Here is a 23,912-nt window from a genome sequence, read left to right as displayed (position 1 = left end):
GCGGTTACTTGTCACCGCGTTTGTTGTAGGCCTCTACAACCTCGTCGATGGAGCCCTTCATGTAGAAGTCCTGCTCGGGGATGTGGTCATAATCACCGTTCAGGATACCCTGGAAGGAACGGATGGTGTCCTTCAGGGAGACGTATTTGCCCGGTGCGCCGGTGAATACTTCCGCCACGAAAAACGGCTGTGACAGGAAGCGTTCGATCTTACGCGCGCGGGATACGGTCAGCTTATCCTCTTCGGACAGCTCGTCCATACCCAGAATCGCGATGATGTCCTTGAGTTCCTTGTAGCCCTGCAGAACGGTCTGCACGCCACGGGCCGCCTCGTAGTGCTCCTGGCCGATCACCAGCGGATCCAGCTGGCGGGAGGTGGAGTCGAGCGGGTCGATCGCCGGGTAGATACCCTTGGAGGCGATGTCACGGCTCAGTACCACGGTGGCGTCCAGGTGGGCGAAGGTGGTCGCCGGGGACGGGTCGGTCAAGTCATCCGCGGGCACGTATACCGCCTGCACGGAGGTAATGGAACCGGTCTTGGTGGAGGTGATCCGTTCCTGCAGAACGCCCATCTCTTCCGCCAGGGTCGGCTGGTAACCCACCGCGGAGGGCATCCGGCCCAGCAGTGCCGATACCTCGGTACCCGCCAGGGTGTAACGGTAGATGTTATCCACGAAGAACAGAACGTCACGGCCTTCGTCACGGAACTTCTCGGCCATGGTCAGACCGGTCAGCGCCACGCGCAGACGGTTGCCCGGCGGCTCGTTCATCTGGCCGTAGACCAGGGACACCTTGTCGAGAACGTTGGAGTCCTTCATCTCGTGGTAGAAGTCGTTACCCTCACGGGTACGCTCACCCACACCGGCGAACACGGAGAAACCGGAGTGCTCGATCGCGATGTTCCGGATCAGCTCCATCATGTTCACGGTTTTACCCACGCCGGCGCCGCCGAACAGGCCAACCTTACCGCCCTTGGCGAACGGGCAGACCAGGTCGATCACCTTGATGCCGGTTTCAAGCAGTTCGTTGGTGGCTGCCTGATCCGCGTAAGAGGGTGCCTCACGGTGAATGGACATGCGCTCTTCTTCACCGATCGGACCCGCTTCGTCGATCGGGCGACCGAGCACGTCCATGATCCGGCCCAGGGTCTTGGTGCCCACCGGCACCTGAATCGGTTCGCCGGTGTCGGTGACACCCAGGCCACGCTTCAGACCTTCAGTGGAGCCCATCGCGATGGTGCGCACCACGCCGTCACCCAACTGCTGCTGAACTTCCAGCGTGGTTTCGGTACCGTCCACGGTGAGAGCGTCATACACCTTTGGCACGTTTTCGCGCGGGAATTCGACGTCGATCACAGCACCGATGATCTGAACAATACGACCGCTACTCATGCTTGCATCCTCTTAACTTGCGTTTTCGCCGCGTGCTGTCTGAAACAGACACTAGACCGCGGCGGCACCACCAACGATTTCAGAAATTTCCTGGGTAATGGCCGCCTGGCGCGCCTTGTTGTACACCAGCTGGAGGTCATTAATGATCTCGCCGGCGTTGTCACTGGCCGCCTTCATGGCGACCATGCGCGCTGCCTGTTCACAGGCATTGTTCTCGACCACGCCTTGATAAACCTGGGATTCAATGAACCGGACCAGCAGCTCATCCAGGATTTCCTTGGGCTCAGGCTCGTAGATATAGTCCCAATGACGCTGAAACTCTTCGTCTTGCGAAGCTTCAAGCGGCAGCAACTGAATGCTTTTGGGTGACTGCGTCATGGTGTTCACGAACTCGTTGTACACCAGGTACAAACGGTCGATCTCACCATTTTCAAAGGCGTCGAGCATCACCTTGATGGAGCCGATCAGATCGCTCAGGTGCGGGGTGTCGCCCAGGCCGTTAACGGTGGCCTGAACGTCGCCGCCGACGCTCTTGAAGAAGGCGATGCCCTTGCTGCCTACCACGCAGTACTGCGTCTTGGCGCCTTCCTGCTCCCACTGACGGGTGCTTTTCACGACCTTCTTCAGCAGGTTGGCGTTCAAGCCGCCACTCAGGCCCCGGTCGGAGGTCACCACGATGTAACCGACGTTCTTCACTTCCCGCTCGTGCAGGTAAATGTGCCGGTACTCCAGATCAGCGTTGGCAAGATGGGCAACCACCTGACGCATACGGCTCGCGTAGGGCTTGCTGGCAGCCATACGGTCCTGCGCTTTGCGCATTTTGCTGGCTGCCACCATCTCCATCGCACGAGTGATCTTCTTCGTGCTCTGGACACTAGAGATCTTGCCTTTGATCTCTTTACCGCTAGCCATAGGACTAATCCTTTCTTAGCGAATTACCAGGTTTGGGTGGACTTGAATTGATCGATGGCGTCTTTGATACCGGCCTCGATCTCATCGTTGTAGTCACCCTTTTCGTTGATCTTGTCCATCAACGCTTTCTGTTCGCTGTTCATATAATCCAGCAGCGCGGCTTCGAAGGCGCCGATCTTGCTGATCTCGATGCCTTTCAGGTAGCCGTTGTTCGCCGCGTACAGCACCACGCCCATTTCGGCAACGGACATCGGGCTGTATTGCTTCTGCTTCATCAGCTCGGTGACGGCCTGGCCGTGCTCGAGCTGCTCACGGGTGGCCTCGTCCAGGTCGGAAGCGAACTGAGCGAACGCCGCCAGTTCCCGGTACTGGGCCAGTGCCAGACGGATACCACCGCCGAGCTTCTTGACGATCTTGGTCTGCGCGGAACCGCCCACACGGGAAACCGAGATGCCGGCGTTCATGGCCGGGCGGATGCCGGCGTTGAACAGGCTGGTTTCCAGGAAGATCTGACCATCGGTAATGGAGATCACGTTGGTGGGTACGAACGCGGACACGTCACCGCCCTGGGTCTCAATGATCGGCAGTGCGGTCAGGGAACCGGTCTTGCCTTTCACTTTACCGTCGGTGAACTTCTCGACGAATTCCTCGTTTACCTTGGCGGCGCGTTCCAGCAGACGGGAGTGCAGGTAGAACACGTCACCCGGGTAGGCTTCACGGCCCGGCGGGCGGCGCAGCAGCAGGGAAATCTGACGGTAGGCCCAGGCTTGCTTGGTGAGATCGTCATAAACGATCAGGGCGTCTTCGCCGCGGTCACGGAAGTACTCACCCATGGCGCAGCCGGCGAACGGGGCCAGGAACTGCATGGAAGCCGGATCGGAAGCGGAGGCCGCCACGATCACGGTGTTTTCCATGGCGCCGTGCTCTTCCAGCTTGCTCACCACGTTGGCGATGGTGGACTGCTTCTGACCGATGGCCACGTAGACACACTTAATGCCAGAGTCTTTCTGGTTAATGATGGTGTCCACCGCCACGGCGGTCTTACCGATCTGGCGGTCGCCGATGATCAGCTCACGCTGGCCACGGCCGATCGGGGTCATGGCGTCGATGGATTTGAAACCGGTCTGTACCGGCTCGTTCACCTCTTTACGCCAGATCACGCCGGGCGCCACTTTCTCGACGGCGTCGGTTTCGGCGGCGTCCACCGGACCTTTGCCGTCCACCGGGTTACCCAGGGCGTCGACCACGCGGCCGAGCAATTCCGGGCCCACCGGCACTTCCAGAATGCGGCCGGTGCAGCGGACCTTCTGGCCCTCCGCCAGACCCAGGTAATCACCCAGCACCACGGCGCCCACGGAGTCCTGCTCCAGGTTGAGGGCCATGCCGAAGATGCCGCCCTCAAACTCGATCATTTCGCCGAACATCACGTCGGCCAGACCATGAATGCGCACGATGCCGTCAAATACGGATACCACCGTACCTTCGTTCCGTGCCTCGGTGGAGGTATCAAGTTTCGCGATGCGCGACTTGATAATCTCGCTGATTTCGGACGGGTTGAGTTGCTGCATCTCTAATCCCTCAAACTCAAGAGTTCAGTTGCTCTGCCAGGCGGTTAAGCCGGCCGCGCACACTGCCATCAATTACGGTATCGCCGGCTCTCACCAGCACGCCACCAATGAGTGACTCGTCAACGGAGGTGGACACCTGCACATTCCGGCCCAGACGCGTCTTCAGCGCTGTCACCAGTTTGTCGGTCTCGGCGTCTTCCAGTTCGAACGGCGCGATCAACTCCACATCAATGGTGCGTTGATCTTCCGCCGCCAGTTCGTGGAACAACATTGCGATGGTCGGCAACAGGGCCAGACGCTTGTTGTCCGCGAGCTGGGCGATAAAATTGCGAGCGCTCTCATTGAGCTCATCGCCACAAACGTCGCCTATCGCTTTCGCCTGTGTCTCGCTGTCCAGCTCCGGCTGGTCCAGGTAGGCACGCATGGTGGCTTCCTGCGCCACTGCCGCCGCCAGGCCCAGCATCTGCTCCCATTCCGCCAGCGCGTTCTGTTCTTTGGCGAACATGAACGCGGCCTTGGCGTATGGGCGTGCGATGGTGGTCAATTCAGCCATGGGGTGCCATCCGTATCACTCAGAGTTGAGCCGCCAAGTCGTCCAGCAGCTGCTTGTGTGCGTCGCGGTTCACTTCGCGGCCCAGCACTTGCTCGGCGCCACTCAATGCCAGAGCGGACACCTCTTTGCGCAGCTCTTCACGGGCGCGGTTGATCTCCTGATCGATCTCGGACTGGGCCTTCTCGATCAGACGCTCACCTTCGGTGCGTGCCTGGTCTTTGGCTTCCTCGACGATCTGATTCGCCCGTTTGTTGGCCTGCTCGATAATCTCGGACGCCTTTTCTTTGGCTTCCTTGAGGTTCGAGGAGGCTTTTTCCTGCGCCAGCACCAGATCGCGCTCAGCCCGATCCGCGGCGCTCAGGCCCTCTGCGATTTTCTGCTTCCGTTCTTCCAGCGCCTTGGAAATAGGCGGCCAGACGAACTTCATGCAGAAGATCACGAACAGGGCGAACCAGATGGCCTGGCCAATTAGTGTCGCATTAATATTCATGCCAACACCTCAATCCGCGTTGCATAGATTTCCCAAAATCGGGGCTTATTTCGAAAAGCGCGATTTACTGGAAAATCAGCAGGAACGCGATAGCGATACAGATAATCGGCACGGCGTCCAGCAGGCCCGCGATGATGAACATGCGGGTTTGCAGCATCGGTGCCAGTTCCGGCTGCCGTGCGACGGATTCCAGAAAACGACCGCCCATCATGCCGAAGCCGAGACCGGCGCCGATGGCCGCCAGGCCAGCAACGATTGCAGCAGCAAGAAATTGAATGCCTTCCATTGTTACACTCCCGTAAGTGCTCAGTTGGTTTGGAAAATGAAACTTAGTGCTCTTCCACCGCCATACTCAGGTAGACGATGGTCAGGACCATGAAGATGAACGCCTGGAGGGTGATGACCAGGATGTGGAAAACCGCCCACGGCCACGCGCCGATAAACTGCCAGGTCCCCATCATGGCCGCCACCAGGATGAATACGAATTCACCGGCGTACATGTTGCCGAAAAGCCGCAGACCCAGAGACACCGGCTTGGACAGCAGGCTGATGGTTTCCAGGACCAGGTTGACCGGCAGAAGAAGGAATTTGAGAACGATGTTATCCGTCTCGAAAGGCTTGAACGCCAGCTCACCGACAAAGCCGCCAAAGCCCTTGGCTTTGACCGTGAAGCCGATGATCAGCAGCATCACCGAGAAGGACATGGCCAGGGTGATGTTGGGGTCGGTGGTGGGCACGATCTTGAAGTAGGCCTGGTGCGCGTCCCAGCCGAAGAAGGTGACCATGGTCCACTCGAAAAGCTTGGGGAACAGGTCGACGGGGATCAGATCCATCAGGTTCATCAGGAACACCCAACAGAAGATCACCAGAGACAGCGGCGCAATCAGCTTGCTTTTGCCGTGGAAGGTGTCACGCACCTGGTTGTCGACGAATTCGATGATGGATTCCATGAAATTCATGAAACCGGAGGGCACGCCGGCGGTGGCTTTGCGCGCCACCAGCCAGAACATCAGACACATGATGATGCCGAGACCGCCGGCCCACGCCAGGGAGTCCACATGGAACGCCATGAAGCCCATGTCGACGGCTTCCTGACCGTTGTGCGCGAACGTCCAGGTGCTGGTCTCCAGCGTCTCAACCACATCCCCGTGGTGGTCTAAACGCTCGTAGCCCTCGGGCAAACGGCCATAGGTGAGATTCCCTAGATGGTGCTTGATATATTCGCTGGCGGAGCTCGCTGCCATATCGTTACCTACAGTCTAGTCTTCTTGCCCGTAATGTTCCGTTCCAAGGCGGGCATCCAGGCGCGCGACCTGAACCCAGCCGGCGATTTGCGCCGACATGAAGGCGAGGAACAAAACCATTGCTGTCATTGATTCGCGCATTTGCGGTACTTCGGCGAACGTCAGCCAGAACAGCACCAGCATGATGGCGATTTTGCCGAGCTCCGCTCTTACCGCGGCGCCGGCCATGCGCTTGGCCGCACGGTTTCCCGGGTGCAGCCACACTTGGAAGCCACCCCAAGCATAGGCGATCAGGCTGATGGTCCCGCCCCAGAGCGCCGCCAGACCGATAGTGCTTCCGGCGATCACGGCGGCCAGCGCGGCGATGATGACCACGCTGGTGGTCTGGGCGCGCATCAAGCCCCAGAACAAGGTCCTGCGGGCTGATTCGTCTAAATTGGCCACCTTGCTCCCGGGTTTCGTCGCTGGCTACGCCTGGGTGTATCAGGTGAAGGTCGCGGGTACCCCCTGATCTTTGGCGCGGGAAGTATATGAGGAAGGCATAGCGGTATCAACCGGCACGGGCAATTGTTTGCCTTGAAAGTGCCGGGCGAGAGGAGAAAAAGTCTGTTGACGCCCTACAAAACGGATCAATTTGTATCAGCGTGTGTGGAAAGCTAACGCCTCGAACGGATTTCAGTCAAGTTATTTGATGTAGATGGACCAAGAGGCCCCGCCTATTTGATGTGCGCCAGAATGCCGTCCAGCTCATCCAGGTTGTTGTAGCTGATCACCAGCTTGCCCTTGCCGGCGTTGCCCTGCTGAATCTGCACCGGGGCGCCGAGACGGTCGGACAGGTCGTTGATCAGGTGCCGCACATTGGGGTCTTCCTTGGCCGGCGCCGGCTTGGCGGGCTTTTCCTTTTCGAATTCGCGCACCAGGGTTTCGGTCTGGCGCACCGACAACCCCTTGGCGACCACGGTGCGCGCGGCCTCCACCTGCTTGGCGCCGGTCAGCGACAACAGGGCACGGGCGTGGCCCATTTCCAGGTCGCCGTGTTCGAGCAGCTTTTTGACGTCCGCTTCCAGGCTCATCAGCCGCAGCAGGTTGGTGACCATGGCGCGGGACTTGCCCACCGCGTCGGCGACCTGCTGGTGGGTGAGGCCGAATTCTTCCTTGAGCCGGGACAGCGCCAGCGCCTCTTCCATGGGGTTGAGGTTTTCGCGCTGAATGTTCTCGATCAGCGACATGGCGATGGCGGCTTCGTCCGGCACCTCCCGGATCACCGCCGGAATCGCGTCCAGCTCCGCCATCTGCGCGGCCCGCCAGCGGCGCTCGCCGGCGATGATTTCGTAGCGGTTGTCGCCCAGCGGGCGCACCACGATGGGTTGCATCACGCCCTGCGCGCGGATCGACTCCGCCAGCTCCTCGAGCGCATCGGCGGACATGTCCTTGCGCGGCTGGTAGCGGCCGCGCTGCATCAGTTCCACCGGCAGGTGGCGCAGGTCGCCGTCGCGGGGCGGGCGCTGGGCCTGCTGCTCCGACGCCTCGCCGTCACCCTCGACGCTGACTTCCTCGGGCTGGCGCTGGTACGCCTCGTTGCTGCTGAGCAGGGCGTCGAGACCCTTGCTGAGACCGCGTTTACGCTTTGCCGCCATAGTCGGTGCCTCTACCTCATGCCTGGGATTGCGGAGTTTGCGGAGAGGCCTTGGCATTTTGCATGGCCTGTTCGCGCCGCAGGATTTCGCCCGCCAGCGCCAGGTAGCTGACCGCGCCCCGGGACTTGGGGTCGTAGGTGATCACCGGCGCACCGTGGCTGGGCGCTTCCGCCAAGCGCACGTTGCGGGGAATAATGGTGCGGTACACCTTGTCGCCGAAATGGCTGATCAGCTGGTTGGAAACGTCGTTGGACAGACTGTTGCGCGGGTCGTACATGGTGCGCAGCAGGCCGCCGATATGCAGCTTGGGGTTGAGCACGGTGCGGATCTTCTCGATGGTGTTCATCAGCGAGGTGAGACCCTCCAGCGCGTAGTACTCGCACTGAATCGGCACGATCACCGAGTCCGCCGCGGTGAGCGCGTTGACGGTGAGCATGTTCAGCGACGGCGGGCAGTCGACGATGATGTAATCGTAGTTGCCGCGGATCCGCGCCAGCGCGTTGCGCAGGCGGAATTCCCGCATCTTCATGTCCAGCAGCTGCACTTCGGCGGCGGTCAGGTCGCCGTTGGCGGCGATCAGGTCGAAGCCGGAATCCTTGGGGGTGTCGACCACCGCGTCTTCCACGTTCACTTCGCCCATCAGCACGTCGTGGATGGTGTATTCCGGCTCGTACTTGTCCACACCGGCGCCGCTGGTGGCGTTCCCCTGCGGATCAATGTCCACCAGCAACACCTTCTTGCGCGTCGCCGCCAGGGAAGCGGCCAGATTGACGCTGCTGGTGGTCTTGCCCACTCCACCTTTCTGGTTGGCAATGGCAAAAACGGTGGTCACTGCGGTCTCCTTATTCCGGCACGTGCGGTCCGGCCCGGCTGGCGATCACCAGCACGCGGGCCTCCGCCAGTCCGGGGACCGACAGAGGCGCCACCCGGGCCCGCCAGCCGGCGGGCAGGCCGGCCAGTTCCTGGTCGGCGGCGGCCGCTTTCATGGCGAGAACGCGGCTGCCGTCGGTGATCAGGGGGGCCAGGGCCTGCAGCATGTCCGGCAGGGCGGCGAACGCCCGGCTGATGATCTGCGATGGAGCATTACGGTACTGTTCCACGCGGGTGTTCACAACCTCCACGTTGGAAAGCCCCAATTCCCGGCGGGCGTGGCGCACGAAGCGGGTTTTCTTGCCGTTGCTGTCGAGCAGCACGAAACGCAGATCCGGCCGGGCGATGGCCAACGGAATACCGGGCAGGCCGGCGCCGGTGCCCACGTCCAGGGTATCGCGGTCGTCCAGATGCGCCAGCACCGACAGCGAGTCCAGCAGATGGCGCTGGATCATCTCGCCCGGGTCGCGCACCGCGGTGAGGTTATAGGCGCGGTTCCATTTCACCAGCAGGTCGCGGTAATCGAGCAGCGCCTGCTGCTGGGCGTCGTTCAGCGACACACCCAGTGCCTGGAGCCCGCCGGCCAGGCGGTCCCGGTCGGTCATGCCTGCCGGGCCGCCTGGTGACGATGCTTCTTAAGGAAGATCAGCAGCAGCGAGATCGCCGCCGGGGTGACCCCGGGAATGCGGCCGGCCTGGCCGATGGTCTCCGGACGCACGTCCTCGAGTTTCTGCTTCACCTCGTTGGACAGCCCCTGCACCGCCCGGTAGTCGAAGTCCAGCGGCAGGGCCTGGTCCTCGGCGGCGCGCAGCTTGGCGATTTCCGCTTCCTGGCGGTCGATGTAGCCGGCGTACTTGGCGACGATCTCCACCTGCTCGATCACCGCCGGCGCGGCCGGCGCCAGGCCCGCCGCCTCGGCCAGCGGCCGGTAGCTCAGCTCCGGACGCTTGAGCAGATCCATCAGGGTGTACTCGTGGGGCAGCGGCTTGTCGAGCAGCGCGTTGACGCGCTCCGCTTCCGCGGTGCCGGGGCGCACGAAGGTGGCCTTGAGCCGCGCCTGCTCACGCTCCATGCCTTCGCGCTTGGCCTCGAAGGCCGCCCACCGCTCATCATCCACCAGGCCCAGCTCCCGGCCTTTCTCGGTGAGGCGCAGGTCGGCGTTGTCCTCGCGCAGCAGCAGCCGGTATTCGGCGCGGCTGGTGAACATGCGGTAGGGCTCCTGGGTGCCCATGGTGATCAGGTCGTCCACCAGCACGCCCACGTAGGCTTCGTCGCGGCGCGGCGTCCAGGCCTCTTTTTCCTGGCTCAGCAGGGCCGCGTTCAGGCCCGCCAGCAACCCCTGGGCGCCGGCTTCCTCGTAGCCGGTGGTGCCGTTGATCTGGCCGGCGAAGAACAGCCCGGGCATGTGCTTGGTCTCCAGGCTGTGCTTGAGGTCCTGGGGATTGAAGTAGTCGTACTCGATGGCGTAGCCGGGCCGCGTGATGCTGGCGTTCTCGAAACCACGGATGGAACGCACCGCCTCCAGCTGGATATCGAACGGCAGGCTGGTGGAAATGCCGTTGGGGTACAGCTCGAAGGTATCCAGGCCTTCCGGTTCGACGAAGATCTGGTGGCTGTTCTTGTCCGGGTAGCGGCTCACCTTGTCCTCGATGGACGGGCAGTACCGCGGCCCGGTACCTTCGATCACGCCGGTAAACATGGGGCTGCGGTCGAACCCGGAGCGGATGATGTCGTGGGTGCGCTCGTTGGTGTGGGTAATATAGCAGCAGGTCTGGCGCGGGTGCTCTTCCACCTTGCCCAGATAGCTCATCACCGGCAGCGGCTGGTCGCCCCACTGCTCTTCCATCACCGAGAAGTCCACGGTCTTGCCGTCGATGCGCGGCGGCGTGCCGGTCTTCAGACGGTCGACGCGGAACGGCAGCTCGCGCAGCCGGCGCGCCAGGGCGTTGGAGGGCTGGTCGCCGGCGCGGCCGCCCTGGTGGTGGTCCAGGCCCACATGGATGACACCGCCCAGGAAGGTCCCGGCGGTCAGCACCACGGCGTCGGCGTGGAAGCGCAGGCCCATGTTGGTCACCGCCCCCACGCAGCGGCCGTTCTCGACGATCAGGTCGTCCACGCTTTGCTGGAACAGGGTCAGGTGGGGCTGGCTCTCCAGGGTGGCGCGGATCGCCGCCTTGTAGCGCACCCGGTCGGCCTGGGCGCGGGTGGCGCGCACCGCCGGGCCCTTGCGGGCGTTGAGCACGCGGAACTGGATACCGCCCTTATCGGTGGCGCGGGCCATGGCCCCGCCCAGGGCGTCGATTTCCCGCACCAGGTGGCTCTTGCCGATGCCGCCGATGGCCGGGTTGCAGCTCATCTGGCCCAGAGTCTCGATATTGTGCGTCAGCAGCACGGTGTCCACGCCCATGCGGGCGGACGCCAGAGCCGCTTCGGTGCCGGCGTGGCCGCCACCAATCACCAAAACGCCGAATCGCTGGGGGTAATCCATAGTCAAGCTCGCTCGCGACACGCCCCGGAAGGCCCGCCGCTTAAAATATGATCAGATCGGGCGCGCTAGTATAGTCCGAACCCAAACAAAATAAAGGGCGGGTAAAAAGCGCGTCGGCGGCGCCGGTCCGACAGTGAGTCGACACCGGCCTTTCTATATACTTGATGCTGTGTTCGTTTTACCCCTGATATTCCCGGAGCGCATTTGGAATCACTGAACGTTTTCCTGCTGATCGGCACCGGCCTGATGTTCGTGGGGCTGCTGCTGGGCACCCTGAGTGCGCGCATCGGCGTGCCCTCCCTGCTGGTGTTCCTGGTGGTGGGCATGGTGGCCGGCGAAGACGGTATCGGCGGCATTCAGTTCGATGATTTCTCGCTGGCCTATGTGGTCAGCAACATCGCCCTGGCGATTATTCTGCTCGACGGCGGCCTGCGCACCCGGCTGACCACCTTCCGCCTGGCGTTGAAGCCGGCGCTCAGCCTGGCCACCGTGGGCGTGATGCTGTCCGCCTCGCTGGTGGGCGCCTTCGCCACCTGGTTGATGGACGTGGACTGGCGCCTGGGCCTGCTGCTGGGCGGCATCATCGGCTCCACCGACGCCGCCGCAGTCTTCAATGTGGTCAAGGGCGCCGGCGTGACCATCAACGAGCGGGTGGCCAGCACCCTGGAGATCGAATCCGGCCTCAACGACCCCATGGCGATCTTTATTACCCTGATGCTGGTGGGGGTGATGATGAACCCGGAGGTCAGCTTCGGCTGGGAAATGCTGATTACCCTGATCCAGCAGTTCGGCCTGGGCATGCTGCTGGGCCTGGGTCTGGGCGCGCTGCTCAGCGAGATTCTGCTGCGCGCGCGCAGCAACGAAGGCCTGCACGCCCTGCTGCTGTGCAGCGGCGGCGCCATGGTGTTCGCCACCACCAACCTGGCCGGCGGCAGCGGTTTCCTGGCGGTGTACCTGGCCGGCCTGGTGGCGGGCAACCGGCGCGGCGGCACCGGCGACAACGTGCTGCGCTCGATGGATTCCCTGGCCTGGCTGGCCCAGTCCGGCATGTTTTTGATGCTGGGGCTGCTGGTGACGCCCTCGGAGCTGATCGGCGACGGCCTGATCAATGCCCTGCTGGTGGCGCTGTTCCTGATGGTGGTGGCACGCCCGCTGTCGGTGTGGGTCAGCCTGCTGCCGTTCCGTTTCAAGTGGCGCGAGAAGCTGTTTATCTCCTGGACCGGTCTGCGCGGCGCCGTGCCCATTGTGCTGGCGGTGTTCCCGTTGCTGGCCGGCGTCGGCCAGACCCGGCTGCTGTTCGACATCACCCTGGTGGTGGTGCTGATTTCGTTGCTCGCCCAGGGCGCCAGCCTGCGCTACATGGCGCGCTGGTTGAAGGTATCGGTGCCGGCCACCACACCGCCCAAACAGATGGTGCCACTGGCGGCCACCGGCGACCGCTATGTCATGCAGTTCGAGGTGGACGCCTCCGCCAAGGCGGAAGGCCAGCGGCTGGGGGCGATCACCACGCCGCGCATCACGCCGTTGCTGATCATCCGCAATAAGGAGTTCCGCAACCTGGCCGAGGACCCGGTGATCGAGGCCGGTGATCTGGTCACCTGGCTGGCGCCGGTGGGCGAGCGCGACTATTTATCGGATCTGTGCCACCGTCTCTCCAAGGACGAGAAGCGCTTCTACGGCGATTTCTTCGTGCGCGGCGGCGTGCCGGTGGAGCAGCTGGTGGCGGTGTACGGCATCGAGCAGATCGACCCTCTGCTGCACGGCCTGACCGTGGAGGCGGTGTTCGAGCGGCAGTTCGGCCAGCAAGCCGTGGTGGGCGACACGGTACGGTTGGGCGGCCTCAAGCTGCGCGCCCGCACCGTGGAGCAGGGCCGCGTGCTGCTGATCGGCATCAAACTGCCCAAATAATCTTCGCAACCTTCACTGGAGCGCCCATGACCCGATTCGATAACCACCGTGTTGTGATCACCGGCGCCGGCGCCGGCATCGGCCGCCTGATGGCGGAGAGGCTGGCCGCCCGGGGCGCCGAAGTGATCGTCACCGCGCGGCGCATCGCCGCCGCCCGCGAGGTGGTGGAGTGCATTCGTAACGCCGGCGGCAACGCCCACGCCTACACCCTGGACGTGAGCAAGATCGCCACCATCGCCCGTTTCCGCGACAAGCTGCACGAAGAGCGCGGCCCGATCAGCATGCTGATCAACAACGCCGGCGTGGTGTTCGGCGGCGAATTCGAACAGGTCGACCTGCAGCGCCACCTGGACACCTTCAAGGTCAACAGCGAAGGGCTGATGGCCTGCACCCACGCCTTCATGGACGATCTGATCGCCGCGCCGCGCGCCCATCTGGTCAATATCGCCAGCGCCTCGGCGTTTATCGGCCTGCCCTACGGCAGCACCTACGCGGCCAGCAAATGGGCGGTGGTGGGCTTTTCCGAATCCCTGCGCCTGGAGATGCTGGAGCGCGGCCTGAAACAGGTGAAGGTGACCACCGTGTGCCCCAGCTATATCGCCACGGGCATGTTCAAGGGCGTTAAAACGCCGCTGTTCTCGCCCATGCTGACGCCCAACCGGGTGGCCGACAGCATTCTCAACGGGGTGGCCAAGGGGGAAGCGTTCGTGATCGAGCCGCCCATGGCCCGCTCCGTGGAGCTGCTCAAGGGGGTGCTGCCGCGCAAGCTCTGGGATCAGGTGGCGCGGCGCACCGGCGTTTCCACCTCCATGTACAGCTGGAAGGGCAAGGACAAGGGCTGAGCCCGGCCTCCGGCCGTTCAACTCTGTGTATAGCCGTTCTCAAGGCGCTTACAAAGCGCCGATTCACCCTGTAGCCGCGACACGCCGCTGCTCCGTCAATGTCAGTCAACGCTTGTTCGCTAAGAATGCCGGGCTGTTGTGAAGCGAACCCTCCGGTTCGCGTCCGGAATTGCTGACGAGGGTGTGTTATGCCGACCTACAAGGCCCCCCTGCGCGATATGCGCTTTCTGATCAATGAAGTGTTCGACTTCGAGAGCCACTACAAGACGCTGCCCAACGGCGAGGAAGCCACGCCGGACATGGTGGAAGCGATCCTTGGCGAGCTGGCCAAGTTGTGCGAGAACACCATCGGTCCTCTCTACCACAGTGGCGATCACGAGAGCTGCAAGCTGGAAGACGGCCAGGTCACCACGCCCAAGGGCTATAAAGAAGCCTACCAGGAGTACGTGGCCGGCGGCTGGCAGGGCCTGTCCCACCCGGCGGAGTACGGCGGCCAGGGCCTGCCCATGTCGCTGGGCCTGTTCAAGCAGGAAATGATGGGCACCGCCAACTGGCCCTTCGCCATGTACCCGGGCCTGTCGCTGGGCGCCATGAACACCATTCAGCTGCACGGTGACGAGGATCAGAAGGCCACCTATCTGACGCCCCTCACCGAAGGCACCTGGGCGGGCACCATGTGCCTGACCGAGCCGCAGTGCGGCACCGACCTGGGTCAGGTGAAGACCAAGGCGGAGCCCCAGGCGGACGGCTCCTACAAGATCACCGGCACCAAGATCTTCATTTCCTCCGGCGACCACGATCTCACCGAGAACATCGTTCACATCGTGCTGGCCCGTCTGCCGGACGCGCCCAAGGGCACCAAGGGCATTTCCCTGTTCATCGTGCCCAAGTACCTGCCCGGCAAGATCGGCGAGAGCAACGGCGTGGTGTGCGGTTCCCTGGAAAAGAAGATGGGCATCAAGGCGTCCGCCACCTGCGTGATGAACTTCGACGAAGCCACCGGCTTTATGATCGGCGAGGAGAACAAGGGCCTGGAGTGCATGTTCACCTTCATGAACTCGGCGCGCATCGGCACCGCCTGCCAGGGCATCGCCCACGCCGAGCTGGCCTACCAGGGTTCACTGCCCTACGCCAAGGAACGCCGTTCCATGCGCGCCCTGTCCGGCAAGAAAGACCCGGACGCGGTGGCCGACGCCCTGATCCACCACGGTGACGTGCGCCGCATGCTGCTCAAGCAGAAAGCGATCGCCGAGGGCGGCCGGGCGATGATCTACTTCGCCGCCCAGTACGCGGACAACATGATCTCCGGGATGCTGGAAGACGATCAGGAAAAATACGATCGCTGGGACAGCGAGCTGGGCTTCCTGACGCCGATCCTGAAGGGCTTCCTCACCGAGAAGGGCCTGGAAGTGGCCAACGACGCCATGCAGATTTTCGGCGGCCACGGCTACATCAAGGAACACGGCATGGAGCAGATCGTGCGCGACGCGCGCATCGCCACGCTCTATGAGGGCACCACCGGCATTCAGGCCCTCGACCTGCTGGGCCGCAAGGTGCTGCTCTCCAGCCGCGGCAAGTGCGTCCGCGATTTCTCCAAGAAGCTGGTGGATTTCGGCACCAAGAACCTGCGCGACGGCCAGCTGCGTCCCTACGCCTGGAAGCTGCTGAAGATCGCCGCCGAGTGGAACTACCTGACCACCCGCATCATGCTCAACGCCGCCAAGGACCGGGAGATGGTCGGCACCGCCAGCCACGATTTCCTGATGTACTCAGGCTACGCGATGATGGCGTACTTCTGGGCGTTGCAGGCGAAAGTGGCGGCGGACAAGCTGGAGCACGGCGGCGCCGAGCCGAAGGAGTTCTACCAGGCCAAGCTGGCCACCGCGGAGTTCTTCTTCGAGCGCATGCTGCCCACCGCCAAGGGCCACGCGGAAGCGGCCCTGAAACCCACCAAGAGCACCATGCAGCTGGCGCCGGAGCACTTCTCGTTCGACTACGAGTGATCCAGCCCGGCCAGCGGCAGCAGTTCGTCGAGACGGTCGATCACCAGATCGGCCTGATCGACGAACCGCTGGTTGCCGGGGTTGCGCAATAGACACGCGGCCATGCCCGCGTTGCGCGCGGCCTGCAGGTCGTAGACGAAATCCCCCACGTACACGCACGCCTCGGGCGGCACGCTCAATCGCCGGCTGAGCATCAACAGCCCCTCCGGATCCGGTTTCGGGGCACAATCCTCCCGCGTGAGAATGCAGTCCACCGCCAGATCCAGAATCTCGCCGGTGCGGGCCACCGCGGCCCGGCTGTTGCGGGTGAGGATGCCGGTGGGCACCCGCGCCCGCGCCAACCGTTGCAGCAGGGACTCGGCGCCGTCGATCCATTCGGCGGCGTCGGCGCCGCGCATCTCGAACTCGTGCAGGCGTTGGCGGCCCTGCTCGGCGCGGGCGGCGTCCTCCAGCCGGTCCAGGTACTCGAGCACGCCGATGCCCTCGGGCACGCCGACCTCGGCGCGGATGGCGGTGAAATCAAGCCGGGTGTCCGCCAGGGTGCCGTCCAGATCGAACAGCACGGCGGCGAACCGTTGGGGGGTCGCAGTCGTCATTCCGGCAGTCTGCGGCCGGCGCCCGCAAGGCGTCGTCAAGAAAAGACCCGGCGCTTCTCGAAGGTCTGCAGGGAGGCGTCGAGGAAATCCTCGATCACTTTCAGCAGCTGCGGCGACATGGTGATGCGCCGCCGGCGGCGGTCCTGGTCGTCCACGGTCTCGTCCAGCAGACCCTTCTCAATGGCGGTCTGCACGTACTTCACCGCGGTGCGGTGGCTGACCTTGGGCATGAAACGGTAGAGCTCGGTTTTGGTGAACGCCCGGTCCCGGGCCAGCCACATGCGGGTGAACAGATCGGAATAGTTCAGATCGTAGAACACCTCATCACCGAACAGGGCGCCCCAGTGGGCATCGGATTCCTGCAAGGCGATCACAAAGGCGCGGCGACGACGGTCGGCGTATTTTTTTGGCATTAGGGCCCTTCCCGTTCCGTTGAATCGCCGATGATAACGGAAAGCGGGAAGGGTCTCGACGCCGGATCAGGCGCGGCGGCGGCGCCCGGCGGCCAACACCAGGGCCAGCCACAGCCAGCCCAGGCCGCCGCCCCCGCCGCTGTCGTCGTCGGCCGGTGGGGCCGCCTCGCCGTCGTCGGCGGTGAGGTTCAGGTCGACGTGCAGCGGGTCGTGGTCGGACGACCGGTAGGCATCGGCGGCGAAGAAGTCGTCGATCTGCTGATCGCTTTTGAAGTCCTGGTTGTAATCCAGCGCCCGGGGTTCGTCCGCGTTGATGTGCCAGGCGCCGGCGTCGACCACCCGGGCATCCAGGGACGGGCTGGCCAGGGCGTGATCCAGATGTCCGGTTTCGCCGTCGAAGAGGTAGCTGTAGGCCTGGTCGCCCTGGAAGCGGGTGAGCAGATCCACGAAGCCCTGGTCCTGGAAGGCCCGCACCGGGTCTTCCAGGGCATAGGCGTTCAGGTCGCCGAGCACCAGAACATCCTCGTCCGCCACCCCGGTGGGCTGCCCGGCCAGCCAGGCGAGCTGGTCCTCGGCCGCCTGGGTGCGCTCCGCGTTCCAGCAGCTCTGGCCATCGTCCTGGGCCGCGTTGACGCCGTCGTCCGGACAACTGCCCTTGGACTTGAAGTGGTTCACCACCAGCGTCAGCACTTGGTCGTTGTTGAGCAGGCGGAAGCTCTGCGCCAGCGGCTGGCGGTTGGTCTCGTTGCCGAAGGCGCCGGTGTCCAGGGTCGCGGCCTCGCCGGCCTCGGCCACCACATCATCGCGGTAGAGCAGCCCCACGGCGATGGCGTCGCTGCCCAGCCCGGCCTCGCCGTGGGCCACGAAGCGCCACGCCGGCCCCAGGGCCTCGGCCAGTTCGGCGATCGCCGAATCCGGTCCGTAGCCGTCGTTCTCGATTTCCATCAGACCGATGATGTCCGCGTCCAGGGCGGTGAGCGCCGCCACCAGCTTGGCTTTCTGGCGCGCCAGCTCCTCGGCGTTGTCGGCGCCGCGGGCGGTGGGGAAGCCGCCGCCCTGGCCGTCACCGTTGAAAAAGTTAAGCACGTTGAAGGCGGCCACCCGCAGGTTGCTGCCCGGCGCCCGGGGCGGCGCCGCCGGGCGCGGGTTGGCGGCGCGGAAGGAGATTTCGTCCACCGGCTGCAGCCGCCACTCTTCAAAGCTGTAGCTGACAACGGCGCGGAAGTCCGGGTCGACCCGGTCGCCCACCCTCAGGGTATTGGTGGCGGAGAGACCGCCCTCGGGATAGCGCACCGGCTCCGGGTTCTGGATGTTGAGGCCGTCATCAAGAACGATACTGCCCAGGGCGTTGCGGTCCGCCACCGCCTTCGCCGGGGCGCCCGGTTCCGCCACCTGGGTGGGGATCCACTGGCGCTCTTCGGCGAGCACCACGCTGCCGAAACGCGCCAGATCATAGACCTCGGTGACGGTGAGCGTCTGGCTGACATTCACCAGCATGCCTTCCAGGGCTTCCGGGGCGCTCCAATCGGCGAACGGCAGCGTGAAGGCCACCGGCTCCAGGGTTTGCTCCACCGCGCAGACCAGCGGCTCCCCCTGCAGACTCACCTGGGTCTGCTCGAAGTATTCGCCGGCGGTGCCCGCCAGCCGGACCCGCTCACCGGGGTTCACCGCCGCGTCGGGGGCGTACACGAACAGGCCTTCCGAGGTGGCCGGGTTGTCGTCCCGGTCGGCGACCGGTTCCATCAGGAAGAAGCCGTCCAGGTCCGGGTAGACGGCGCTGACCACGGATTCCACCACCACGGTTTCGCCGTCCAGGGGGGTGCTGGCGCCACTGCCCTGCACCACCGACAGCGGTGTGTCGGCGTCGCCGCAGGCGCCCAGCGCCGGGGGCGGATCGCCGCCGTCGTCGCCACCGTCACCGGCCCCTTCGCCATAGACGCCCAGGCCGTCCAGGGCGTCCTGGGGAAAGGCCCGCCACTGGTCGGCGGGGTCGAAGGCGTCATCAATCACGGTGTCGCCGGTGGTGACGGTTTCCAGCCGGCGCAGGGTCTGATTAACGGTGGTGGTGTCGCCGCTGCCCCAGGCGCTGCCCGGGTCCTCGCCGACACGGCCGAAGCTGTCGACCACGCCGTTGGCATCGCGGAGCACATAGGCGTCATCGCCGTTGTGGCTGATCACGCCGCTGCTGATATCGCCAAGCCCGTCCAGCGGCGCGCCGGCCTGGCTGCTGACGATCACCATTACCGCCCCGGCCGCCAGGCTCTCGCCGTCCAGCTCGAGCACGCCGGAGGCGTCGGTGCCGCCGTTGGAGTAGCGTTCCAGGCGGTAGCCGTCCAGGCTGACGGTGTCGGCGCCGCCGTTATACAGCTCCAGGGCCTTGTTAAAGCCGCTGCCTTCCACATACTCACTGATCAGAACGTCCGCGTGAACGCCACCGGCCATCAAGGTGCCGGCGATTACCCAGGATAACGCCTTCATGTCTGGCTCCGCCTTTGGATGTCATGCTCAGCCTGAAGACGCGGTATGACCGGCGGGTGGCGAGACCATGGCAGATATCTTGCAACCCATGATTTTACAAGCGTTACCCGCACCGCCGGGGTACCTTGGAAGTCTTACAAGGAAGGCACAGTCAGGCCGGAAAGGCTCTGCTAATATGAAAGCAATCACCACTTTCCATAATAAAAAGGGGATGGCATGAAAACGTTGAGTCCCGTGGATCAACTGTTTCTGTATTTGGAGAAACGCCAGCAGCCGATGCATGTGGCGGGACTGCAGTTGTTTTCATTTCCGGAGGGCGCCGGCCCCAAGTACGTCAGCGAGCTGGCGCGCTCGATCCGCGAGTATTCCTCGCCGGAACCGCCCTTCAACCAGCGTCTGACCCGCCGCTTCGGCCAGTACCAGTGGATGGAAGACCAGCAGTTCGACATGGATCACCATTTCCGCCATGAAGCGCTGCCCAAACCCGGTCGCATCCGTGAGCTGCTGTCGCTGGTGTCCGCGGAGCACTCCAACCTGCTGGACCGGGAGCGGCCACTGTGGGAAGCCCATCTGATCGAGGGCATCCGCGGCCGTCAGTTCGCGCTGTATACCAAGGTGCACCACTCGGTGGTGGACGGTATCTCCGCCATGCGCATGGGCATGCGCGCGCTGTCGCCGGACCCGGAAGAAAGGGATCTGCCGCCGGTGTGGGCCTACAAGCCGAAGAAGCGCGGCCGCGGCCTGCCCAGCAACCCGGTCGACGCGGTCAGCAGCCTGGCCCGTCTGACCACCGGCGCCAGCCGCCAGATCGCCACGGTGCCGGCCCTCGCCCGGGAGATCTACAGCGTCACCCAGAAAGCCAAGGACGACCCGAATTTCGTCTCCATCTTCCAGGCCCCGGACACCATTTTGAACCAGTGCATCACCGGGTCCCGGCGGTTCGCGGCGCAGAGTTATTCGCTGGATCGCCTCAAGCGTTTGTCCGGCGCCTTTAACTGCACACTCAACGATGTGGTGCTGAGCATGTGCGGGCACGCGCTGCGGGAATACCTGATCAGCCAGAACGCCCTGCCCGACCGCCCGCTGATCGCCATGGTGCCGATGTCCCTGCGCAAGGACGACAGCGCCGGCGGCAACCAGATCGCGATGATCCTCGCCAACCTGGGCACGCACATCTGCGACCCGGCCAACCGTCTGCGTGTGGTGCAGGCGTCGGTGCGCGAGGCGAAGAAGCGTTTCTCGCAAATGAGCCCGGAAGAAATTCTTAATTTCACCGCGCTCAGCATGGCGCCCACCGGCTTGAATCTGCTCACCGGCCTGGCGCCGAAATGGCGTGCCTTCAACGTGATTATTTCCAATGTGCCGGGGCCGCGCGAGCCGCTGTACTGGAACGGTGCGCGGCTGGAGGGCATGTACCCGGTGTCCATCGTGCTGGACCGGATCGCCTTGAACATGACGCTGACCAGTTACCGGGGTCAGATCGAATTCGGTTTGATTGCCTGCCGCCGGACGCTGCCGTCCATGCAGCGTCTGCTGGATTATCTGGAGCAATCGATCCGCGAACTGGAGATCGCCGCCGGGTTTAAATAAACCCGGCGCGGCGCCGGCCGCGTTTAACAAAAAAAGGCTTGGAACGGCGCAAAAAAGGGTAGTAAAGTCAAATTGCTGCAGATTTGGCAGTGGTTGGTTTTGGTAGTTGCCTTCCTTCGCGTGAAGCCCAAGAAGTCTCCGAACACCCCCTCCTGGTTTGCAAGCAACACCCTATGTTCAGTTTTTTCGAGGTATTGATTCAATGGCTACTGGTACCGTGAAATGGTTCAACGAATCCAAGGGTTTCGGCTTTATTTCCCAGGATGACGGTGGCGCGGATGTGTTCGTGCATTTCAGCGCGATCAACGGCTCGGGCTTCCGCACTCTGGCGGAAGGTCAGAAAGTCACTTTCGACATTCAGCAAGGTCCCAAGGGACCGCAGGCCGCGAACGTCGTCGGCGAATAAGACGACCTCAACGACCGGGAAGAACCCCGCTTCATGCGGGGTTTTTTCTTGCCCGCCAAAAACGGAACCAGGAACCAGACCATGACCACCACGCTGTACGGGGCCGAAGTCAGTTACTTCACCGGAAAAGTCCGCGCCTACCTGCGCTGGGCCGCGATACCGTTCGAGGAGGTACTCTCCACCGCCGACGTCTACCGCCAGGTGATCGTGCCGGCGGTGGGCGCGCCGGTGATCCCGGTGCTGCGCGATGGGAACGGTCGCATCCTCCAGGACAGCACGGTGATCATCGAAACCCTGGAACAGGCGCGAACCGACGACGGCCCGGCGCTGCACCCGGCCACGCCGTTGCGCAAGCTGGTGGCGCTGATGCTGGAAGCCTACGGGGACGAGTGGCTGGTGATTCCGGCCATGCATTACCGGTGGTTCTACGACCGCGACTGGGCGATGGCGGAATTCGGCGCCATGAACGCCCCCGATGAGTCCGCGGAAAACCAGCTGGCCATCGGCCAGAAACTGGCGGTGCCGTTCTCCAAGGCGGCCACCCTGCTGGGCGCCACCGAGGACATGGTGCCCGCGGTGGAGACCGCCTACGAGAACCTGCTCGCCGAGCTGGACGCCCATTTCGCCGAGCACCCGGCCCTGCTGGGCAGCCAGGCGACGATCGCGGATTTCGGCCTGATCGGGCCGCTCTACGCCCACCTGTACCGGGACCCCACGGCCGGCAAACTGATGCGCGAACGGGCGCCGAACGTGGCACGCTGGGTGGAGCAATTGCATTTCGAGCCCGGCGGCCTGCGCGCCCCGCTGGACGACAACGACAGCATCCCGGAAACCCTGCTGCCGGTGCTCAAGCGCCTGGCCAGGGAAATGTTGCCGGCGATGGTGGACGTGGCCCATCACGTGCGCGCCTGGATGGCGGAACACCCCGGCGAGACCCTGCCCCGGGCGCTGGGCAGTCACGCCTTTACCCTGGAGGGCCGCGAAGGCAGCCGTATCATCCGCCCCTACAGCCTGTGGATGATCCAGCGGGTGCGCGACCACCTGAACGGCCTGGACGCGGACAGCCGCCGCCGGGCGGATACGTTCCTGCGCGATATCGGCGCCGAGGCGCTGATCGACTTCCCGGACCCGCCGCGCCTGGCCCAGCACAAGCTCACCGTGCGCCCGGCCTGACGCCGGGCTAGATAATGCCCTGCCCCAGCATCGCCCGCGCCACGCGCTGAAAGCCGGCGACACTGGCGCCGGTCAGGTAATCCGGACGGGCGTCATCGCCGCCGTGTTCCAGACAGCGGCGGTGGATGCGCTCCATGATGTCGCGCAACCGCCGGTCCACCTCGCCGGCAGACCAGGATTCGCGGCGGCTGTTCTGGCTCATTTCCAGGCCGCTCACCGCCACGCCGCCGGCGTTGGCCGCCTTGCCCGGCGCGTACAGCATGTCGCTGTCCTTGAACACCGCCACCGCCGCCGCGGTGCACGGCATATTGGCGCCTTCCGCCAGCCAGCGACAGCCGTTGTCCACCAGCCGCCGGGCGTCGTCTTCCTCCAATTCGTTTTCCGTGGCACAGGGCAGCGCCACCTGGCAGTCGAACCGCCACGGCCGCTCCCCTTGATAATGCTTGATACCGTCAAACTCTTCAGCGAGCCGGTCCAGGCCGCCGCCGTCCGCCTTGATGCGCGCCACCGCGTCCAAGTGGGCGTCGTCCAGGCCCTCGGGGGCGTGAACCGTGCCACGGGAATCGGACAGGGTGACCACGGTGGCGCCCTCCTCGATGGCCTTGGCGGCGGCGTGCCGGGCCACGTTGCCGGCGCCGGACACCGCCACGGTCTTGTCGCTCAGGCTTTCGTTCTGGTGCGTCAGCATGCTCTGCAGGAAGTAGATCAAACCGTAGCCGGTGGCTTCCGGCCGCAGGACACTGCCGCCGAAATCCAGGCTTTTGCCGGTAAACGCGCCGCCGAAGGAACGGGAAAGTTTGCGGTACATGCCGAACAGATAGCCCACTTCGCGCATGCCCACGCCCATGTCACCGGCGGGCACGTCGATGTCCGGCCCCATGTGGTGGTGGAATTCCGCCATCAGGGCCTGGCAGAAACGCATGATTTCCGCGTCGCTGCGTCCTTTGGGGTCGAAATCGGCGCCGCCCTTGCCGGCGCCCAGCGGCAGGCCGGTGAGCGCGTTTTTGATGGTCTGTTCCAGGGCCAGAAAAGACAGCACGTCCAGGTTCACCGAGAGGTGGAACCGCAGCCCGCCTTTGTAGGGGCCCAGGGCACCGTTCATCTGCACCCGGTAGGCCCGGTTCACCCGCACCTCGCCCTGGTCGTCCACCCAGGGCACGCGGAAACGGATCACCCGCTCCGGCTCCAGCAGCCGGGCCAGCAGCCCCTGGGTGCGCAGCTCGGGGTGCTGATCCAGATACCCGGACACACTGTTCAGCAGGCTTTCCGCGGCCTGGTGAAAATGGGTGTGGTGGGGGTCGCGTTGTTTGATCTCTTTTAAAAGCGCTGACATATCCATGCCACCATGGAA

22 protein-coding genes are annotated in these 23,912 nt (G+C 63.9%); 6 read left to right on the top strand and 16 right to left on the bottom strand.

What is annotated here, in order from left to right; genetic code table 11:
• Positions 1-4: 4 nt before the first annotated feature.
• The 12 genes from atpD to mnmG form a co-directional block, all read right to left on the bottom strand.
• Positions 5-1,390: a F0F1 ATP synthase subunit beta gene (gene atpD, locus ACMG4O_RS03265; protein ID WP_142947990.1), complete on the bottom strand. Its 1,386-nt coding sequence runs from the start codon at positions 1,388-1,390 to the stop codon at positions 5-7.
• Positions 1,391-1,441: 51 nt separating this feature from the next.
• Complete coding sequence (atpG, locus tag ACMG4O_RS03260; protein ID WP_414434431.1) at positions 1,442-2,302, bottom strand: F0F1 ATP synthase subunit gamma; 861 nt, start codon at positions 2,300-2,302, stop codon at positions 1,442-1,444.
• 23 nt (positions 2,303-2,325) lie between these two features.
• A complete protein-coding gene (gene atpA, locus ACMG4O_RS03255) occupies positions 2,326-3,870 on the bottom strand; it encodes a F0F1 ATP synthase subunit alpha (protein ID WP_142947988.1) in 1,545 nt (514 codons plus the stop codon).
• A 16-nt stretch (positions 3,871-3,886) separates the two neighbouring features.
• Positions 3,887-4,423, bottom strand: a complete 537-nt coding sequence (locus ACMG4O_RS03250) for a F0F1 ATP synthase subunit delta (RefSeq protein WP_142947987.1) — start codon at positions 4,421-4,423, stop codon at positions 3,887-3,889.
• A gap of 19 nt (positions 4,424-4,442) precedes the next feature.
• The gene (locus tag ACMG4O_RS03245) at positions 4,443-4,913 is read right to left on the bottom strand and encodes a F0F1 ATP synthase subunit B (protein WP_142947986.1); all 471 of its coding nucleotides are present in this window, start codon (positions 4,911-4,913) and stop codon (positions 4,443-4,445) included.
• A 64-nt stretch (positions 4,914-4,977) separates the two neighbouring features.
• Positions 4,978-5,199 carry a F0F1 ATP synthase subunit C gene (gene atpE, locus ACMG4O_RS03240; RefSeq protein WP_007151035.1) on the bottom strand — a complete coding sequence of 74 codons (222 nt, stop codon included), beginning with the start codon at positions 5,197-5,199 and terminating at the stop codon, positions 4,978-4,980.
• A gap of 43 nt (positions 5,200-5,242) precedes the next feature.
• Positions 5,243-6,157 carry a F0F1 ATP synthase subunit A gene (gene atpB / locus ACMG4O_RS03235; protein WP_142947985.1) on the bottom strand — a complete coding sequence of 305 codons (915 nt, stop codon included), beginning with the start codon at positions 6,155-6,157 and terminating at the stop codon, positions 5,243-5,245.
• A 15-nt stretch (positions 6,158-6,172) separates the two neighbouring features.
• Positions 6,173-6,601, bottom strand: a complete 429-nt coding sequence (locus ACMG4O_RS03230) for an ATP synthase subunit I (RefSeq protein WP_255442257.1) — start codon at positions 6,599-6,601, stop codon at positions 6,173-6,175.
• A gap of 272 nt (positions 6,602-6,873) precedes the next feature.
• Positions 6,874-7,794, bottom strand: coding sequence for a ParB/RepB/Spo0J family partition protein (locus tag ACMG4O_RS03225; RefSeq protein ID WP_142947984.1), 921 nt, complete (start codon positions 7,792-7,794; stop codon positions 6,874-6,876).
• Positions 7,795-7,810: 16 nt separating this feature from the next.
• On the bottom strand, positions 7,811-8,626 hold the full coding sequence (locus tag ACMG4O_RS03220) for a ParA family protein (protein ID WP_142947983.1): 816 nt from the start codon (positions 8,624-8,626) through the stop codon (positions 7,811-7,813).
• 10 nt (positions 8,627-8,636) lie between these two features.
• A complete protein-coding gene (rsmG, locus tag ACMG4O_RS03215) occupies positions 8,637-9,269 on the bottom strand; it encodes a 16S rRNA (guanine(527)-N(7))-methyltransferase RsmG (protein WP_142947982.1) in 633 nt (210 codons plus the stop codon).
• On the bottom strand, positions 9,266-11,152 hold the full coding sequence (gene mnmG / locus ACMG4O_RS03210) for a tRNA uridine-5-carboxymethylaminomethyl(34) synthesis enzyme MnmG (RefSeq protein ID WP_414434430.1): 1,887 nt from the start codon (positions 11,150-11,152) through the stop codon (positions 9,266-9,268). The genes rsmG and mnmG overlap by 4 nt, the downstream gene beginning before the upstream one ends.
• Before the next feature lie 204 nt (positions 11,153-11,356).
• On the opposite strand from mnmG, the gene ACMG4O_RS03205 reads away from it, so the two are divergent.
• From ACMG4O_RS03205 to ACMG4O_RS03195, 3 genes are all read left to right on the top strand, one after another.
• A complete protein-coding gene (locus ACMG4O_RS03205) occupies positions 11,357-13,060 on the top strand; it encodes a potassium/proton antiporter (RefSeq protein WP_142947980.1) in 1,704 nt (567 codons plus the stop codon).
• Between the two features lie 26 nt (positions 13,061-13,086).
• A complete protein-coding gene (locus ACMG4O_RS03200; protein WP_414434429.1) occupies positions 13,087-13,902 on the top strand; it encodes an SDR family NAD(P)-dependent oxidoreductase in 816 nt (271 codons plus the stop codon).
• 188 nt (positions 13,903-14,090) lie between these two features.
• Positions 14,091-15,905, top strand: a complete 1,815-nt coding sequence (locus ACMG4O_RS03195) for an acyl-CoA dehydrogenase C-terminal domain-containing protein (protein ID WP_142947978.1) — start codon at positions 14,091-14,093, stop codon at positions 15,903-15,905.
• Here the strand turns inward: ACMG4O_RS03195 and ACMG4O_RS03190 are convergent.
• The 3 genes from ACMG4O_RS03190 to ACMG4O_RS03180 form a co-directional block, all read right to left on the bottom strand.
• The gene (locus ACMG4O_RS03190) at positions 15,896-16,501 is read right to left on the bottom strand and encodes an HAD family hydrolase (protein ID WP_194855299.1); all 606 of its coding nucleotides are present in this window, start codon (positions 16,499-16,501) and stop codon (positions 15,896-15,898) included. The two genes, ACMG4O_RS03195 and ACMG4O_RS03190, sit on opposite strands and share 10 nt — an antisense overlap.
• 35 nt (positions 16,502-16,536) lie before the next feature.
• Positions 16,537-16,914 (bottom strand): MarR family transcriptional regulator, encoded by a 378-nt coding sequence (locus tag ACMG4O_RS03185; RefSeq protein WP_228547914.1) that lies wholly within the window; start codon positions 16,912-16,914, stop codon positions 16,537-16,539.
• Positions 16,915-16,980: 66 nt separating this feature from the next.
• Positions 16,981-19,392, bottom strand: a complete 2,412-nt coding sequence (locus ACMG4O_RS03180) for an ExeM/NucH family extracellular endonuclease (protein ID WP_414434428.1) — start codon at positions 19,390-19,392, stop codon at positions 16,981-16,983.
• A gap of 216 nt (positions 19,393-19,608) precedes the next feature.
• Between ACMG4O_RS03180 and ACMG4O_RS03175 the strand changes: the two genes are divergently transcribed.
• The 3 genes from ACMG4O_RS03175 (at position 19,609) to ACMG4O_RS03165 (ending at position 22,561) form a co-directional block, all read left to right on the top strand.
• Entirely contained in the window at positions 19,609-20,982 is a 1,374-nt protein-coding gene (locus tag ACMG4O_RS03175) for a WS/DGAT/MGAT family O-acyltransferase (protein WP_142947975.1), read from the top strand.
• 202 nt (positions 20,983-21,184) lie between these two features.
• On the top strand, positions 21,185-21,388 hold the full coding sequence (locus ACMG4O_RS03170; protein WP_142947974.1) for a cold-shock protein: 204 nt from the start codon (positions 21,185-21,187) through the stop codon (positions 21,386-21,388).
• A gap of 81 nt (positions 21,389-21,469) precedes the next feature.
• Positions 21,470-22,561: a glutathione S-transferase gene (locus ACMG4O_RS03165; protein ID WP_335628241.1), complete on the top strand. Its 1,092-nt coding sequence runs from the start codon at positions 21,470-21,472 to the stop codon at positions 22,559-22,561.
• Positions 22,562-22,568: 7 nt separating this feature from the next.
• Here the strand turns inward: ACMG4O_RS03165 and gdhA are convergent, their stop codons facing one another.
• The gene (gene gdhA / locus ACMG4O_RS03160; protein WP_414434427.1) at positions 22,569-23,900 is read right to left on the bottom strand and encodes an NADP-specific glutamate dehydrogenase; all 1,332 of its coding nucleotides are present in this window, start codon (positions 23,898-23,900) and stop codon (positions 22,569-22,571) included.
• Positions 23,901-23,912 lie beyond the last annotated feature (12 nt).

Source organism: Alloalcanivorax venustensis (assembly GCF_047495515.1).
Classification (GTDB): domain Bacteria; phylum Pseudomonadota; class Gammaproteobacteria; order Pseudomonadales; family Alcanivoracaceae; genus Alloalcanivorax; species Alloalcanivorax venustensis.
The sequence above is the reverse complement of the archived record's forward strand: the minus strand, read 5'-3'. Positions and strand labels throughout refer to the sequence as shown.

Coding starts and splice junctions, on each gene's coding strand:
- ACMG4O_RS03180 (WP_414434428.1), bottom strand. CDS start 19,392: ATGAAGGCGTTATCCTGGGTAATCGCCGGCACCTTGATGGCCGGTGGC.
- atpA (WP_142947988.1), bottom strand. CDS start 3,870: ATGCAGCAACTCAACCCGTCCGAAATCAGCGAGATTATCAAGTCGCGC.
- ACMG4O_RS03170 (WP_142947974.1), top strand. CDS start 21,185: ATGGCTACTGGTACCGTGAAATGGTTCAACGAATCCAAGGGTTTCGGC.
- atpG (WP_414434431.1), bottom strand. CDS start 2,302: ATGGCTAGCGGTAAAGAGATCAAAGGCAAGATCTCTAGTGTCCAGAGC.
- ACMG4O_RS03225 (WP_142947984.1), bottom strand. CDS start 7,794: ATGGCGGCAAAGCGTAAACGCGGTCTCAGCAAGGGTCTCGACGCCCTG.
- rsmG (WP_142947982.1), bottom strand. CDS start 9,269: ATGACCGACCGGGACCGCCTGGCCGGCGGGCTCCAGGCACTGGGTGTG.
- ACMG4O_RS03250 (WP_142947987.1), bottom strand. CDS start 4,423: ATGGCTGAATTGACCACCATCGCACGCCCATACGCCAAGGCCGCGTTC.
- ACMG4O_RS03175 (WP_142947975.1), top strand. CDS start 19,609: ATGAAAACGTTGAGTCCCGTGGATCAACTGTTTCTGTATTTGGAGAAA.
- ACMG4O_RS03195 (WP_142947978.1), top strand. CDS start 14,091: ATGCCGACCTACAAGGCCCCCCTGCGCGATATGCGCTTTCTGATCAAT.
- ACMG4O_RS03165 (WP_335628241.1), top strand. CDS start 21,470: ATGACCACCACGCTGTACGGGGCCGAAGTCAGTTACTTCACCGGAAAA.
- atpD (WP_142947990.1), bottom strand. CDS start 1,390: ATGAGTAGCGGTCGTATTGTTCAGATCATCGGTGCTGTGATCGACGTC.
- atpE (WP_007151035.1), bottom strand. CDS start 5,199: ATGGAAGGCATTCAATTTCTTGCTGCTGCAATCGTTGCTGGCCTGGCG.
- gdhA (WP_414434427.1), bottom strand. CDS start 23,900: ATGGATATGTCAGCGCTTTTAAAAGAGATCAAACAACGCGACCCCCAC.
- ACMG4O_RS03190 (WP_194855299.1), bottom strand. CDS start 16,501: ATGACGACTGCGACCCCCCAACGGTTCGCCGCCGTGCTGTTCGATCTG.
- ACMG4O_RS03245 (WP_142947986.1), bottom strand. CDS start 4,913: ATGAATATTAATGCGACACTAATTGGCCAGGCCATCTGGTTCGCCCTG.
- mnmG (WP_414434430.1), bottom strand. CDS start 11,152: ATGGATTACCCCCAGCGATTCGGCGTTTTGGTGATTGGTGGCGGCCAC.
- ACMG4O_RS03200 (WP_414434429.1), top strand. CDS start 13,087: ATGACCCGATTCGATAACCACCGTGTTGTGATCACCGGCGCCGGCGCC.
- ACMG4O_RS03185 (WP_228547914.1), bottom strand. CDS start 16,914: ATGCCAAAAAAATACGCCGACCGTCGTCGCCGCGCCTTTGTGATCGCC.
- atpB (WP_142947985.1), bottom strand. CDS start 6,157: ATGGCAGCGAGCTCCGCCAGCGAATATATCAAGCACCATCTAGGGAAT.